16 protein-coding genes are annotated in these 14,646 nt (G+C 70.4%); 15 read left to right on the top strand and 1 reads right to left on the bottom strand.

The window, feature by feature from the left end; all coding sequences use genetic code 11:
- The first annotated feature begins 280 nt into the window (after positions 1-280).
- From QFZ64_RS28410 to QFZ64_RS28375, 8 genes are all read left to right on the top strand, one after another.
- Positions 281-1,411: a C40 family peptidase gene (locus tag QFZ64_RS28410; protein ID WP_307070372.1), complete on the top strand. Its 1,131-nt coding sequence runs from the start codon at positions 281-283 to the stop codon at positions 1,409-1,411.
- Positions 1,412-1,550: 139 nt separating this feature from the next.
- Positions 1,551-1,865 carry a DUF6112 family protein gene (locus QFZ64_RS28405; RefSeq protein ID WP_067230003.1) on the top strand — a complete coding sequence of 105 codons (315 nt, stop codon included), beginning with the start codon at positions 1,551-1,553 and terminating at the stop codon, positions 1,863-1,865.
- Positions 1,865-2,557, top strand: coding sequence for a hypothetical protein (locus tag QFZ64_RS28400; RefSeq protein WP_307070371.1), 693 nt, complete (start codon positions 1,865-1,867; stop codon positions 2,555-2,557). The genes QFZ64_RS28405 and QFZ64_RS28400 overlap by 1 nt, the downstream gene beginning before the upstream one ends.
- A 37-nt stretch (positions 2,558-2,594) precedes the next feature.
- Positions 2,595-3,974: an ATP-binding protein gene (locus tag QFZ64_RS28395; protein ID WP_307070370.1), complete on the top strand. Its 1,380-nt coding sequence runs from the start codon at positions 2,595-2,597 to the stop codon at positions 3,972-3,974.
- An 80-nt stretch (positions 3,975-4,054) separates the two neighbouring features.
- Positions 4,055-5,527 (top strand): SCO6880 family protein, encoded by a 1,473-nt coding sequence (locus QFZ64_RS28390; protein ID WP_307070369.1) that lies wholly within the window; start codon positions 4,055-4,057, stop codon positions 5,525-5,527.
- A 99-nt stretch (positions 5,528-5,626) separates the two neighbouring features.
- Positions 5,627-6,088 (top strand): DUF6238 family protein, encoded by a 462-nt coding sequence (locus tag QFZ64_RS28385; RefSeq protein WP_307070368.1) that lies wholly within the window; start codon positions 5,627-5,629, stop codon positions 6,086-6,088.
- A 28-nt stretch (positions 6,089-6,116) separates the two neighbouring features.
- Positions 6,117-7,631: a VirB4 family type IV secretion system protein gene (locus QFZ64_RS28380; protein WP_307070367.1), complete on the top strand. Its 1,515-nt coding sequence runs from the start codon at positions 6,117-6,119 to the stop codon at positions 7,629-7,631.
- Positions 7,632-7,694: 63 nt separating this feature from the next.
- The gene (locus tag QFZ64_RS28375; protein ID WP_307070366.1) at positions 7,695-8,201 is read left to right on the top strand and encodes a hypothetical protein; all 507 of its coding nucleotides are present in this window, start codon (positions 7,695-7,697) and stop codon (positions 8,199-8,201) included.
- A gap of 62 nt (positions 8,202-8,263) precedes the next feature.
- Here the strand turns inward: QFZ64_RS28375 and QFZ64_RS28370 are convergent, their stop codons facing one another.
- Positions 8,264-8,608, bottom strand: coding sequence for a hypothetical protein (locus tag QFZ64_RS28370; RefSeq protein WP_307070365.1), 345 nt, complete (start codon positions 8,606-8,608; stop codon positions 8,264-8,266).
- Between the two features lie 473 nt (positions 8,609-9,081).
- On the opposite strand from QFZ64_RS28370, the gene QFZ64_RS28365 reads away from it, so the two are divergent.
- The 7 genes from QFZ64_RS28365 (at position 9,082) to QFZ64_RS28335 (ending at position 14,611) form a co-directional block, all read left to right on the top strand.
- On the top strand, positions 9,082-9,252 hold the full coding sequence (locus QFZ64_RS28365; RefSeq protein WP_169808460.1) for a hypothetical protein: 171 nt from the start codon (positions 9,082-9,084) through the stop codon (positions 9,250-9,252).
- Positions 9,242-10,171 (top strand): hypothetical protein, encoded by a 930-nt coding sequence (locus QFZ64_RS28360; RefSeq protein WP_307070364.1) that lies wholly within the window; start codon positions 9,242-9,244, stop codon positions 10,169-10,171. Before QFZ64_RS28365 ends, QFZ64_RS28360 begins: the two co-directional genes overlap by 11 nt.
- A gap of 30 nt (positions 10,172-10,201) precedes the next feature.
- A complete protein-coding gene (locus QFZ64_RS28355) occupies positions 10,202-10,975 on the top strand; it encodes a hypothetical protein (RefSeq protein WP_307070363.1) in 774 nt (257 codons plus the stop codon).
- A gap of 87 nt (positions 10,976-11,062) precedes the next feature.
- Entirely contained in the window at positions 11,063-12,064 is a 1,002-nt protein-coding gene (locus QFZ64_RS28350; protein ID WP_307070362.1) for a hypothetical protein, read from the top strand.
- Positions 12,065-12,274: 210 nt separating this feature from the next.
- The gene (locus tag QFZ64_RS28345; protein ID WP_307070361.1) at positions 12,275-12,721 is read left to right on the top strand and encodes a hypothetical protein; all 447 of its coding nucleotides are present in this window, start codon (positions 12,275-12,277) and stop codon (positions 12,719-12,721) included.
- Positions 12,722-12,768: 47 nt separating this feature from the next.
- The gene (locus tag QFZ64_RS28340) at positions 12,769-13,512 is read left to right on the top strand and encodes a glycosyltransferase (RefSeq protein WP_307071899.1); all 744 of its coding nucleotides are present in this window, start codon (positions 12,769-12,771) and stop codon (positions 13,510-13,512) included.
- Entirely contained in the window at positions 13,505-14,611 is a 1,107-nt protein-coding gene (locus QFZ64_RS28335) for a hypothetical protein (protein ID WP_307070360.1), read from the top strand. The genes QFZ64_RS28340 and QFZ64_RS28335 overlap by 8 nt, the downstream gene beginning before the upstream one ends.
- The last annotated feature ends 35 nt before the right edge of the window (positions 14,612-14,646 follow it).

Here is a 14,646-nt window from a genome sequence, read left to right as displayed (position 1 = left end):
TGTTTTTGAACCGCCCGGCGCACACCGCCGCTGGCTATTCCCGCCACGCCTCACGGAGGTACCCCTTGCCCCGGCACACCTAGCTCACGGTCCGGCCTCGCAGAGCGAGCGGCAACTCGCCCGCGCCGGCCCGTCCCGATCGCCCACCCCGGCCGCCGCGGCCTTCCGACACGCTTCGCGCACGCGGCTCGCCGGACACCGCACCCCCGAAGGACACGTTCATGACGTCTCGTTACCCACCTCTGCCCGACATCGCTGACCGGCGAGCGGTCCGCTCGGGTTGAAGGGGCTCGCCGCCGGCATCGGCGTCGTCTTCCTCTCCCCGATCCTGATCGCCGGCACCGGCATGATGCTGGCCTCCTCCGCCGACGCCGTGCAGAGCAGCGGCTCCTTCAGCAGTTGCTCGACCGACATCGACACCGGCAAGGTCGCCGAACAGGTCACCAAGATCCTCGACGGCGCGTCCGCCAAAGACGTCCACGTCGAGGGCCTGGACCTGCCCGCCGAGCAAGTTCCCAACGCACAGACGATCGTGGCCGCCGGTCTCTCGCTCGACGTCCCCAAGAAGGGACAGATCATCGCGCTCGCCACGGCGATGCAGGAGAGCCGGCTGCGCAACCTGAACTACGGGGACCGCGACTCGCTCGGCTTGTTCCAGCAGCGCCCTTCCCAGGGCTGGGGCAGCGCCCAGCAGATCCGCGATCCGGTCTACGCCTCCGAGCAGTTCTACAAGCACTTGCTCAAGGTCGACGGCTGGCAGCAGATGACCGTAACCCAGGCTGCCCAAGCCGTGCAGAAGTCCGGGCTGCCGGACGCGTACGCCCAGTGGGAAAACCTGGCCACTGCGTTGCAAGAGGCCATCGCCAAGACCTTCCCGGGTGGCAACGACAAGGACGGCAAGGACGCGGACCAGGGCAAGCAGGCGTCGCCCGGCACCACCGGCTGTGCTCCGGGCCAGGACGGCTCCGGCTTCGGCCGGATCCCCGAGGGGAGCGTCCCCAAGGGTTACAAGATCCCCAAGGACGCTGATCCGCGGGCGCGCAAGGCCATCACCTGGGCGATGCAGCAACTCGGCACGCTCTACCAGTGGGGCGGCTCCTGCACCAACGCGCACGGCCCCGACCCCATGGGCCGCTGCGACTGTTCCTCCCTGATGCAGCAGGCGTACGCCCACGCCGGCGTGACACTCACCCGCACCACGTACACGCAGGTCAACGAGGGCAAGGCGGTATCGCCCGCCCAACTCAAGCCCGGTGACCTGATCTTCAGCCGCGGCGCCGCCGCCCGGCCCGAGCACGTCGGCATGTACATGGGCGAGGGCCTCGTGATCGAGGCGCCCCGCACCACCAAGCCGGTCCGGATCACTCCGATCAAGGACTGGACGATCCTCGCCGCCCGCCGCGTCCTCTGAGGCCGCCGCCGCCCGGCACCGCCCCGGGTGGGGTCGCCGTCGCGGCCACTTCCGCGTCCCAGGCGCACCTCCCCTCTCCGCTTTCCCCTTCCCGCAGGTCCTCGCCTGACCCGCGTATGCAAGGAGCCCCGCCACACCTATGTCCGTTCCTCTCGCCGACCGCGTCATCCAGCTCGCCTACGACCCAGGAATCTCACCCAAGGGCGGTGGTCTGCCCGGCCTGAGCGTGCTGAAGAACGTCGTCAACTCGATCAACATGTTCGGCATCATCGCCGTCGTCGGCGCCCTCGCCGTCTCGCTCGGCGTATGGGCCTGGGGCCACCACACCGGTGGTCACCAGGCCGAAGCCAACGGCAAGAAGGGCGCGGTCGTAGCCGCCGGCGCCGCCCTCGGTCTGGGCGCCGCGAACGGAATCGTGGCCTTCTTCTCCGGCCTGGGGGCGCAGGTCCACTAATGCGGAATCGATTCCCCGCCTTCTCGCTGTCCTCGTACGGAGCGGGCTGGTCGGCCAACCGGCGCATCGCGATCGTCACCTGCGTCGTCGCCGCCCTGCTCGCCATCGCCGGGATCGTCGCCCTGCTGTCCGCCGGCAGGAACGGCCACCAGACCCCGGCCGCCGATGCGCCCGCCCCGACCGGCAGCCCGACCGCCTCCGAAGCCGCACCGAAGCCTTCCTCCGGATCCGGTTCCGTGCCCAAGCCTCCGCAGATCGCCGATCCGGTCACCTACGCCAAGGCAGCCACGCAGATGCTGTGGTCCTACGACACCCGCGACACCAGCCACGACCAGCAACTCGTCGGCATGCGCGCCTGGATGACCACCGAGACCAAGTACGCCGACTGGGCGTCCGTCTCCGGCCAGGTTCCCGATCCGCTGCTGTGGTCGCGGATGGCCGACCAGGACCAGCACGCCACCGCCAGCGTCACCGAGGGCCACTACCCCGGCGCGTTCAAGCGGGCGTTGGCCGACGACCCGTCCGCGATCGCCGAGGCGTACATCTACGTCGTCACCGTCAATGGCAAGCAGCAGATCGCCTGGAAGAAGGGCGGCGGCGGGGCCGAGGAACGGGCCGTGACTCTCGCCATTCAGTGCCGCCCCGGCCACGACTGCTCCCTGGCCGCCATCGCTCCGAGCGTCACGCAGTGACCCGCGCCTGATTCAAGAAAGGAGGGGCAACTCTCTCGTGGGTTTCTGTGATTACCCCCTGGCAGACAAGCTGTGCGCCGTCGGAGACGCGGTGGATTTCGCCTCGGACCCCGGCAAAGCCATCGGTGACTGGATGGCAAAGTCTGCCGGTGAACTGGCAGCCGCCGCTGCCGATTTGGCCGCCGAGGCAGTCGACACCACCACGAAGGTGGACCTCAACGCATCGTGGTTCGTCGATAACTACGAGATGCTGCTGCCACTGGGCCTGGTCCTGCTGGTCGCCACGTTCTGCGCGCAGCTGGTCCGGGCCGCCGTCCGGCGCGACGGACAAGCCCTGACACAGGCGTTCACCGGCACCATGAGCGGCGTCCTGTTCGCCTTCTGTGCCATCGCCTTGACCACGGTCGCCGTCGAGGTGGTCGACGCCGTCTCCGACGGCTTGTTCAAGACCGCGCACCTGAACATCGGGTCGGCCGTGCGCCGCATCGTGAAGGTCAGCCAAATCGGGTCCCTAGCCGGGCTGGGCTGGCTCGTCCCGGTCGTCGTCGGCCTCGGTGCCGCCATCGGCGCCTTCCTGTACTGGTGCGTGATGATGGTCCGCAAGGTCGGCATCCTGGTCATGGTCACGCTGGCTGTCTTCGCGTCCGCCGGCGGCGGGTGGGAGGTCGCGCGGCGCTGGCGCAAGGGCTGGATCGAGGCCACCGCCACCCTCGTGGTCTCCAAGCTGCTGATGACCGTGATCTTCGTGCTCGGCATCGCCGCCATGGGCAAGACGGAGGCGAAGGACGGCGTCGCGGCCCTCGCCGATGTCATGTCCGGCATCGTGATCATGATCCTGGTGCTGCTGTGTCCGTACGCCGTCTTCAAGTTCGTGCACTGGGCGGCCGACGGGACCGACGGCGAGTCCATCCACCGCGCTGGCGGAGCCGGAGCGCAGATCGCCAAGGCGCATGCCGAGAAGGCCGCCCGTAAGGCCGCCGCGGCTGCGGCCACTGCCGGAACCGGTGGCGCTGCAGCCGGAGCAGGCGCGGCACCGCAGGGCCCCGACGCCGCTGGCGGAGGCGGCTTCCCCGGCGACATTGCCGCCACCCCGTCAGGCGGAGGCGGAGAGGGCAAGGAAGGTTCACAAAGCGGCGGAACGGGCAGCTCGCCCGGTGGCGATGCCGTCAAGTCCGGTCTGGAGAAGGCCGTCCAGCCCGCGCCGACGAGCGCGTCCGACAACACCAGCGGCCAGGTGGGAGGCAGCCCGGGGCCGGGCGGAGCCGGAGCGAACGCCGCGTCCGGCCAGGGCGGCGGATGGCAGTCCACGGCGCCGACCACGACCCCGCCGCCGCAGGGCGCACCACCGTCCTCCGGTTCACAGAACGCCGCGTCAAGCGGGGCGAGCGGACCGCCGCCGCCTCCGACCGGTCTCTGATCCCCTGCCCGACTCCCGGGGGCGGGAGTGCACGCCACCTCCCGCCCCCGGGTTCCACCCGCGCCTCCAGGACCCGCCCCTTGACTGATTTCTCCGTCGCCCCGGTCACGGTGAAGTTCCCGCACCGGTCCCGCCGCGGCATCCTCCTCGGCCTTTCCCTTCCTCAACTCGTCCTCGTTTCGTGCACGTTGGCGCTGCTGCTGATGACGGTGATCTCCACCGGACTGCTCGGCGCCGTTGCCCTGGCCCCGCTGTGGGCGGCAGCCGGTGCGCTCGTCGCGATCCGCCGGCATGGCCGCTCCCTGATCGACTGGGCGCCGATCGTCGCCCGCTACGCGCACCGCCGCCGCACCGGCCAGACCCTTTGGCTCGCCCGGCCCGTCACCCGGCCCCGGCAGGACGGAATCCTCCACCTGCCCGGCACCGCCGCCTCCCTCAAGGTCGTTACCCCCGGCGACTCGGCCAATCAGGCCGCGGCTGTCCACGACCCTCATCAGCAGACACTGACCGCCATCGCCCGCATCAGCAGCCGCGCCTTCGCCCTCCTCGACCCCGCCACGCAGAACCACAACGTGAGCAGCTGGGGACGTGCGCTGGCGGGCATCGCCCGCACCGGGCACATCGCCACCGTCCAGGTGCTGGAGCGCACCGTCCCCGACAGCGGCGACACCCTCACCCGCCACTGGACCCAGAACGGACAGCCCCAGACCCCCGTCGCCGGACAGATCTACTCCGAACTGGTCGCCTCGGCAGGCCCCGCCGCCGCACCGCACGAGACCTACCTCGCCATCTCCCTCGACCTCAAGGCCGCCCGGCGCCTGATCAACCAGGCCGGCGGCGGGCTGCCCGGGGCGTTCACCGTCATGGAGCAGACCACCGCGTCCATCGCCCAGGCCGCCCGCAACGCCGGACTCCAGGTCACCGGATGGCTGACCTCGCGGGAGATCGCCGCCGTCATCCGCACCGCCTACGACCCGAAAACGCTCGGTGCACTCCAGCAGTGGTCCGAGACCGGCCGCGCCGAGGCCGCCCCTGCCGCCGCCGGGCCCGTCGTCCAGTTCGAGGAGTACGACCGCCTCGCCACCGACAGCGCACGGCACGCAACGTACTGGGTGGAGAACTGGCCGCGCACCGAAATGGGAGCCGGGTTCCTGCACGGGATCATGTTCACGGCCGGCGTGCGCCGCAGCCTCTCCCTTATATACGTGCCGCAGGGGCTCGAATCAGCGCTGCGGGACGTCCAGCGGAAGAAGGCGGCGATCATCGCCGACGCCAACGAGAGGGCCCGCCGGGGGCAGGTCGACAGCGAGGAAGACTCCGTCGAGTACGCCGACGTCAAGCAGCGTGAGCGCCAGCTCATCGCCGGGCATGCCGACGTGGCGCTGACCGGCTTGGTCACCGTCACCGCCGAGACCGACGCGCTACTGGACGCCGCCTGCGCACAGATCGAGACCCACGCCGTCACCTCGGGCGTCGATCTCCGACGGCTCAACTACCAGCAGCCGGACGCCTTCACCCTCACCGCGCTCCCGCTCGCACGGACTGCCCTGTGAGCCCGTCCCGCCGCCGGCACCCTGGCCCGCTGCTCTTCGATCACCCGCGACGGACCACCCGTCGCTGCCCCTGCCTCCCGGCAGGAAGGACCACCACCTTTGACCTCCCGCACACCTCCGGACGACGCGCACCCCTACCTCCGCGCCGCGAGCGCCGGAGTCCGCCACCACACCCGGGCCCTTGCCTCGTCGGACGCGACCCCACCCCGGCCGGCGGACCGCCTGCACCTTGACGTGCTCCACGCACACCTCACCGCCCTGCACCAGCTCCTGGACCGCCTCGCCGAAACCACCCGTCCGCCACACCCCGTCGCCGGCCGCCACCTGGCCAGCGCGCACACCCGCCTCTGGCAGGCCACCAGCGAGGTTCACGCCGCCTTCCACCTGCTGCCCAGCACCACCGTGGCAGACGCCGAGGCGAGCGCGTGCCATCCAGAGCAGCTACCCGAGGGGCCGCCCGCACTGACGATCTGCCAGCGCCACCTCACCGCCGGACACGTCATCCGCCGCAAGACCACCCCCACCGACCTTCGCCCGCACACCACGGCCTGCGTGCGATGAGCACCACCCGCAGAATCGAGGGCCCCCGATGAGCCACCGGCCAGCCCGTCGCGCCCGCCGCGCCTCCGCCAGCCCCCTGTTCACCCCCCACGGCACCGACCGTGCCAGCCGCAAAGCTGCCCGCCGCCAGCTCGCCGAGGCCACCGCCAAGGCCCGCGCCGAAGCCAGCGCCCACCAGAGCGAGACCACGTCAGCCGAGCACCAGATGCCCGCCGCGCTCCACCCCCTGAGCGGGCGTCCCGGTCCCGCCTCCGCGCGGGGGAACCGGATGAAGCTGCCCGCCCACCGCATGACGACGGCCGTGGCCGCCGGCGCGTACCCGTTCCTGGCCGAAGGTGGCCTCGGCGCCGAGGGCATCTACATCGGCCGCGACGTCCACGCCGAGGCTAGCTTCGTCTTCGATCCGTTCGCGCTGTACGGCAAGGTCGAGGGGTTCACCAACCCGAACCTCTTGCTCGCCGGAGTGATCGGCCAGGGCAAGAGCGCGCTCGCCAAGTCCTTCGCGCTGCGTTCGGTGGCCTTCGGATACCGCGTCTACGTGCCGTGTGACCCGAAAGGCGAGTGGACGCCGGTGGCGGAAGCTCTCGGCGGCCGGTCCGTCGCCCTCGGTCCCGGACTGCCGGGACGGCTGAACCCCCTGGACGCAGCCCCACGCCCGGAGAGCGTCTCCGAGACCGACTGGGTCGGCGAGATCCGTAAGCGGCGCCTGCTCCTGCTCGGCTCTCTCGCCCGGACCGTCCTGGGCCGGGACCTGATGCCCATGGAACACACCGCCCTGGACATCGCCCTCGACGCCGTCGTCACCCGCGCCGCCGACACGCACCGCGCCCCACTCCTCGGCGACGTCGCCGCCACCCTCAACAACCCCAGCGCACTCGACGAAGCCGCCGGGATGATGTCGGGCCAACTCGGCGACGCAGCACGCGACCTCGCCCACGCCATGCGGCGCCTCGTCCACGGCGACCTGGCCGGCATGTTCGACGCCCCTTCCACCGTCGCCTTCGACCCGAACGCGCCGATGCTCACCATCGACCTGTCCCGCCTCGGCGGCTCCGGCGACGACACCGCCCTCGTCCTGGCGATGACCTGCGCCTCCGCCTGGATGGAGTCCGCCCTCTCCGACCCCAAGGGCGGCCGGCGCTGGATCGTGTACGACGAGGCATGGCGCCTGATGCGACACGTCGGACTGCTCCAGCGCATGCAGGCCCAGTGGAAGCTCAGCCGCGGCCTCGGCATCGCCAACCTCATGGTGATCCACCGGCTGTCTGACCTGCTCACCGCCGGCGACGCCGGATCACAGGGTCGGGCGCTGGCCGAAGGACTCCTCGCCGACTGCTCCACCCGCATCATCTACCGCCAGGAGACCGACCAACTCCACGCCGCGGCCTCTTTGCTCGGCCTGACCTCCGTCGAAATGGATGCCATCGCCCACCTCAACCGAGGGCGTGGCCTGTGGAAAGTCGCCGGACGATCTTTCATCGTGCAGCACCTCCTGCACGCGTACGAGCTGGCGCTCTTCGACACCGATGCCCGGATGCATTGAAAACATGACATTTTGCGCAAATAGGCCGATCCCGACCGGTTCAGGGATACATACAGGACAGGGATGTACGACACCTCCACCTACCCCCATGACATCCGTAGAACCAACCCCGGCTACCTCCGGGCAGCGGCGCGGAGCCTCGAAAGGTTCGCAGACCAACTTCCGCAGTCCGTCGCCGGAGGACAGGGCGAGGCCATCAGCGACGCGATCGATGCGGCGCTCGCGCAGATCACCTGGGAATTGAACTGCATCGCCGATGACCTGGTCACCAGTTTCAACGGCAAGGGCAGCGACCGCGACATGCACGCGACGGCTATTCGCCAGTGTGCCGCGCCTCTGGGGCTCGCCCACCACTACCTGGCCAAGGCCATGGACCAGATCAGCTCCCACCATCATTTCTTCGCGCCCGTCACGGACGCGCAGATCGAAGCCCCGAAGGATCTGCTCCTGTTCTTGCAGCAGGACATCGAGCACGCTCGTACCGCGATCTACGCCACCGCGAACCAGTTCAAGACCAACGCTTCTCTGCTAGGCAGCCACCCCATCGCCAGCACGCCGCCGCCGAACTGACGGCCTACAGACAGGGCCGAGTTCACTCCGACTGACGGATTCTCACTTCCCATGCACCTCCGTCAGGTACAACAGCCCCCATCCGACGGCACCTGTGACACACGAGACTTGGAGAACCCCTGCAAAACCCCGACTTCGAGCTTTACGACAACGTCGGCCGCACCTCCGACCAGATCCACGCCTACCACACCCGCTCCGCCACCCGAGGCGACCTGCACCGCTGGGCCGATCGCGATGCCGCCGCCTTCCGGACCCGGCACCCCCTGCCGCACGAGCCCTTCCCCGCCCCGGACCTGAGCCCCTACCGCGCGGCTCTGGACGCAGCCGAGACGCCGGCCGAGTTCAGCACCGTACTCAATGCCCTGCTGGACGCCGTCGCCCCGTTCCTCGGCGAGGTCATCGATCACCTGGGCACCACGGCGAAGTGGCGGGGCCAAAACCGGGGAGCCGAACCCGAGTCACCGCCCTGGCTACTGCGCGGCGCCGCCAGCAATATTGCCTCCGGACTGGCCATGGCCACCGAAGCGGATCTCAAGATCCTTCGCGCGCACTACGACCCGGCCCCGGACCTCGACGCGCTCCTGAAGCAAACCCGCACTGCGCCCGGACCGCCCCCGGCCCCGCCCGGCCCGCAGCCCGGCCCCGCAGGGCCACGGCGCTGACCGCCGAGGGGTCAGCCACCCGCCACCTCGACTTCCACCGCTGCTTCCCCGCGCCCTCCCATCGCGAGAGCACCGTGGCACCACCGCTGCCCAGACCGAGTGGTCTCCACCGTTAACCCTGGCCGCCCCTCACGAGGAGTCCCCTGAACCGCCCCGCCCACTTCAGCGACGCCGACTGGGCCGAATACCAGCAGTGCCAAGCCGAGCACGACGACCTCATGGCACAGATCGCCGACCGCGAAGCCCAGATGGAACACGGCCTGATCGCCACCTACGACGAGTACGAACTCGACTTCAGTCCGGCATCGAAGCCGGAAGCCGACCCCGCTCGCCGGCTACCGCCCTCGCACCGATCGCCAGCCTCCCGCAGGAGGAGCCGTGGCCGCTGACGAGCAGAGCACTCCAGACGCCCACCGCGCAGCTCGGCTCGCGCCGCTTCCGAACCACCGCAACGTGGACACCTCGTGGTGGCAGGAGCTGTGGCGCCGTCACGCGCACATCACCACACCGCTGCGAGAGCGTGGGCTGGAGTGCGACATCGAGTTCGGCCTCAGCGCCTACATCGTGCGTGTGTCGCTCCCCGACGACAGTTACCTGATCATCAGCCCGCCGCAGGAGCCCCCCTCCGAGCGCCAGCCGGGAAACCCGGAGGGCTGGATCGCGACCCGTGAGCACCCCGACGACCAGTCGCTGTTCGAGGTCCTCTACGACTCGGCTCCCTCCGGCGACCCCGGTGCTCCGCAGCGGCCCGAAGCCCGCCATGGCGGCAGCGCCCAGCCCCTGATCGAGGCGATCGACCATCGCCTTACCCAGCTCGGGCTGCTGCCGCATCCCGTCGTGCCCCACGAAGGCTCACCTGTGCACCCAGCTCAGTCGACACCCCACCCGCGCCAGGTCCCGGGTGTCCCCGACACAGCAGACCACGCTCGCAACTACGTCTATGGCGACGCAATCCTCGCCTTGACCGACCGGCTCAACGGAGCCGAGTCGCATGCGGATGCGGCTGCCCTGCTCCACCAGATCCTGGATCCGATCAACGGCTTGCTCGAACGGCTCGGCGAGTTCTTCGAAGCAGCCGGGGAGAAGGCCAAGGAGGCAGTGGAGGACGACGGCTTCGACCTGTTCTACGACCTCGCCGACGCCGCCGCCGAGATCCGCAATCTCGGAGAGGTGTTGCACGTGGCCGAGGACCGGATGCGGGCACTCACCCCGCTCGTGCCGGCACCGCGGCTCCCTTCCACCGCGGCTCGTGCGCCCTCCCTTCCCCCGCGGGCCCTCCCGCCGGCACAGCCGCGGCACATGCGCTGAGGCCGGACCATCGCCTCCCTCCAGGAACACATGACGTCACCCCGCACCGACCTGTCCGCGTTCGCCGTCGGCCTTGCCGCCCGCCTGCCCGGCACCTGGACCAGCGAATATCAGCGCTACGGGCAGTACGCGGACCAGTTCCCCCGCACCGAGCAGCTCTGGGACACCGGCCACGTCGAGTACATCGTCAGCCAGTACGTCCTCACCCACGACGCAGTGCTCCACGGGCCGGCCGACCAGCGGCTGTACGTGACCGACCGGCCCCTCTACCCGCACCAGTTCGTCGTCGCCCCGCTCGCCCCCGACGGCACGCACATCAAGCCCCACCACTTCGTCGCGGTCGAGGAACCCAATGGCATCGCCGTTCCCAAGGACGTCGTGCGGGCGGCGGCGCAAGTCGCCCGGAGGCTGCTGCCCCGCTACGGGCAGGCCCTGCAGACTGTGCTCGCCAACGCGACGAACCAGCCCGACCCCCCGCACCGGCCCGGCCCGCCACAGGTCGATCAGGTCCTCACCCTGACCCTGTACAGCGACGGAGCCCTCGGCGCACCGTACGAGAGCGTGCCGGTCGATGCCCGCATGACGCTGTACGCCCACGGCTTCCAGTACCACCCACACCAAGCAGCGTTCCTCCTGCCCGCCGCGTACGGGGACAGCGGTCGCGCGCTTCGTGTCCACGGCGTGGTCCAGCAGCTCACGGCCAAGGGCATCGGTGTGAACCTGCGCCACTCGGCGCCCACGACCACCGCAGCCCTTCCGCCGACATCGCCGAAGGCCGCGCCAACGACCAGCCGTACGCGCTGATCCACTCCCTCCCCGTAGATCCTTGGAGCCTCCATCCGCACCACTCGCCGTACCCTGCCGCTGTTCATCGGCGCGGCCTGCCTCGCCTTGGCCCTCACCGGCTGCTCCGACGACGACGGCACCACCCGCACCCAGCAGACGCCCAAGGCCAGCACTGCCCCGGACCCCGCCCCGGCCCTCAGCGCCGCCGAGGCCCGCGACGTCATCACCCACTACTCGAAGATCAACAACGCGGCCAACGCTGTCCGGAACCGCGCCCTGCTCGACACGGTCGAGGACGGACCTCTGTACGCGATGTCCGTCTCGGACTACACCGAGACCGAAGGGCTCCCCGCGGCGGACCGTAAGCCGTACAAGCCGTGGTCCTACGACTCCGCAGACGCCAAGCTGTACATCCCGCGCCTGGCCGCCGGGCAGGACCGCTGGTTCGCCGCCGCGCTCTCGGACCAAACGGGCAAGGCACCCTCGCGTCTGGGCGTGTTCGCCGAACGCCCCCAGCACGAGCGCTGGGAACTGGTCTCCATTGTCGACCTCGACAGCCCGGAATTGCCGGACATTGCCCTCGACCGCGACGGGTACGCGACGGCTGTCGCCGCCGACGGCAACAAGCAGCTGGCAGCGGGCGCCACCCTGCTGCGCACCGCCGTGCTCGACAACTTCGCCACCGGAGGCAAGGACACCGGGACCAAGGTCTTCGCCCCGGCCAAGGCGAGCAAGCAGCAGATCGAAGTTCACGACAAGACCGGCACCCGCTACGGGAACCAGGGCACCACCGTCTTCGCCGGCGCCGCCAACCGCTATGAGGACGCCTACGCCCTCAAAACCACCGACGGCGGCGCGCTGATCCTCTTCTCCCACACGCACACCCAGACCGACGCCGTCGCGCACTCCGGCCTGCAAATCAACCCAGGCAAGGACGACCGGGCCTGGCTCCACGACGTGCCCCGCACCTCCATCACGTACACGTTCGTGTGCAACGACGCCGCCACCGTCCCCGCGAAGGCCGAACCCTCCCGCCTGATCGGCTACACCTGCGCCCGCACCGACGCCTCCGGCCCACCGGTCCCGTCCTGGTCGGACCGCGCGTAGACGCACCCGCGCGCACCTTGATGGCCTCCGAACATCCCCCGCCCCCTGCTCGATCTGGAGAACTCCCTGTCCACACGCTCCTTCATCGCCCGACCCACCGTCGGCACGGGATACAGCGGCATCCACGTCCAGCTCGACGGCGTACCCAGCCACCACCTTCCCCTGCTCCTGGCCGCCTACCAGTACAAGTTCGGACGCAACGTCGAGACCATGTGCCGGCACCTCATCGACGACGTCGCCGTCGGCTGGGACGAACTGGGCACCGATCTCCTCGACAATGCGCCGCCCGCACTCGTGGCCGCGCTGACCGGCGGCGAGCAGTGGCCCAGCCGTACCCTCGACCACCTGATCACCCCGGACGGCTCCCCGCCGGTGCGCATGTCGGTCACCGACGAGACCGCCGACAAGCAGGACATGCAGTGGGGGTACGTCCTGAACAAGGAGGGCGTCGAGGGGATCAGCCTCCTGAACGAGGACATCGGCCCGGTCGTGGACTGGGACACCGACCCGCACACCGTTTTCAACGACCACCCGTCGGCCTGGTCCTCCCTCGACCCCGCGCCAACTATCCGGGCATCGCGCAGCACGCCGCCCCCGAGCGCCCCCGCCGCAACCCCGGCGAAGGCCAGCACCCCGCGCCCCGCCGCCCGCCGCTAGTTCTCCTCGTCTTCCCGGAGCCCTCCCTGTCCCCGCACACCACGCCCCTGATCACCGTCGTTATCTCCAGCCGCCTGCGCGAAGACCGGCTGGACTATCTGACTGCCATGCACGCCAGTCTTACCCGGCAGTCCGTGCCGTGGGAGGCCGTGATCGCCCTGGACGGTGCCTCGCCCGACCGTCTGCCGGCCCCGCTCGCGCAGGACCCTCGCGTCCGCACGCTGGTGCTGCCCCGGCCGGTCGGCGCCGCCTGCGCCCGGAACCTGGCCCTCGCCCACGTCCGCACCCGGTACTTGAACTGGGCCGACGACGATGATGAGTTCCCGAACGACGCGATGTCCGTACGGCTGAACGCCCTGGAATCGACCGGAGTCGGCTGGTGTGCGGGCTGGAGCGAGGACCAGCACCTCGACGGCTCGACCACTCTGTGGCGATGTCCCACACCGCCCGGCCGGCACGAGGCCGGCGACGTGTGGACGTACTGGAAGTCGCCGGCGGACACCATCCCCATCGGGCCGACCACGATCCTCGCCCGCACCGACCTCGTGCGTGCCGCTCCAATGGGCGGCCTCGTCCAGGGCGAGGACTACTGCGCGGCCCTCGGCGTGACCACTCTTGCGCCCGGAATCCTGCTGCCGGTCCCCGTATACAGATATCGCAAATGGGACGGGCAGATGACGGCCCAGGTCGGATACGACCAGCTCGAGGTGGCGGCCCGGGCGCACGCCTGGGCCTACGGCCGCAGCCTGCGCGCCGCCCTGCGCCGCGGGGAGGACCGGGTCCATGGCTGAGGCGCAGATCATCCTGTCGCACAGCCGAGAGTCCGGGATCGTCGCCATCGCCTCGGGCGAGCAGTACCCGTGGGCACACACCGCCCTCGCGGAGAGCGGCTTCCGGCGAGACGACGAGGGCGTCTACCACCTGCCGGCAGATGGCACCGGGACCACCGTGGTCGACCTGGTCACGTGCGCGAAACGGCACCGCACCAGCGTGCACACGAGCAGCCGGCGCTTCATCGGCGATGCCGCCCGCGACCTCGCCCGCCAGCTGCCAGGCCAGTGGCATGCCTCAGTCGAGATCTACTCGCACCCCTCCTGGCAGGAAGACCTCGTGCCCTGGATCTGGGACAGCGGCGAACTCGGCCGCGCCCTCCAGAGCGAGCGAATCCCCTACGCCGCCACGCTCACCGACACGGTGCACGGCACCACGCTGCTGTTCATCGAGCGCCCCGGCCGCCAACTCGACTACCTGGTCGGCGCCTTCGCTCCAGAGGGCCTCGAAGAGGGGTACGGCGATCCGCACGCCCCGCGCAGCATCGTCCTGCCGCCGTTCGCCGGTCGCGCGGCCCAGGCCGTCGCCGACCGATATCTGCCCTCCTACGAGCAGGCCGTCCATGCCCGCCGGACCGCAGCCATCGCCGCCGTACTCGGGGACATCCGCTCCGAGCGCGACACCTGGCAGGCCATGGTCGCCTCCTGCCGCTACTGCGACGCCACCCTCCTGAGCGCTGCCGCCCTCGGCTCCGCGACCGAGGAATTCCTCGACCATGCCTGGCGCCGTTTCCTCGTCGTCGTCGACCACGCCCCGACGCTGATCGACCGGTGCCGTCCTGACAGCAGCCCGTGGCCCGACGACGCCACGGCGCTGTCCCGCCTAGCCGACGCCGTGGCCGATGCCGAGACCCTGCTCGACGAGGTCGTCCACGGCGGTTCTGTGCCGCCGCAGGAGCGCCGTGCACGCGCGTGGCCGGCCATCGAGACCTGGCTCACCAACGGCGAGAGGTTCTTGCGCCAGGCCCGCGTGAGCGCACCTCACCGCCGCCCAGCCCTTCCCGTCGCCGCGCCGGCCAGCCCCCTCACCGCGGGCCGGCTCGCGCAACGCAGCCGCTGACAGTTCCACTCCAACAACGCGAGGAGAACCCCGCC

The sequence above is a fragment of the Streptomyces sp. B3I8 genome, from assembly GCF_030816915.1.
Lineage (GTDB): Bacteria > Actinomycetota > Actinomycetes > Streptomycetales > Streptomycetaceae > Streptomyces.
Note: the sequence above shows the minus strand (reverse complement) of the source record. Positions and strands in the feature narration are given on the sequence as shown.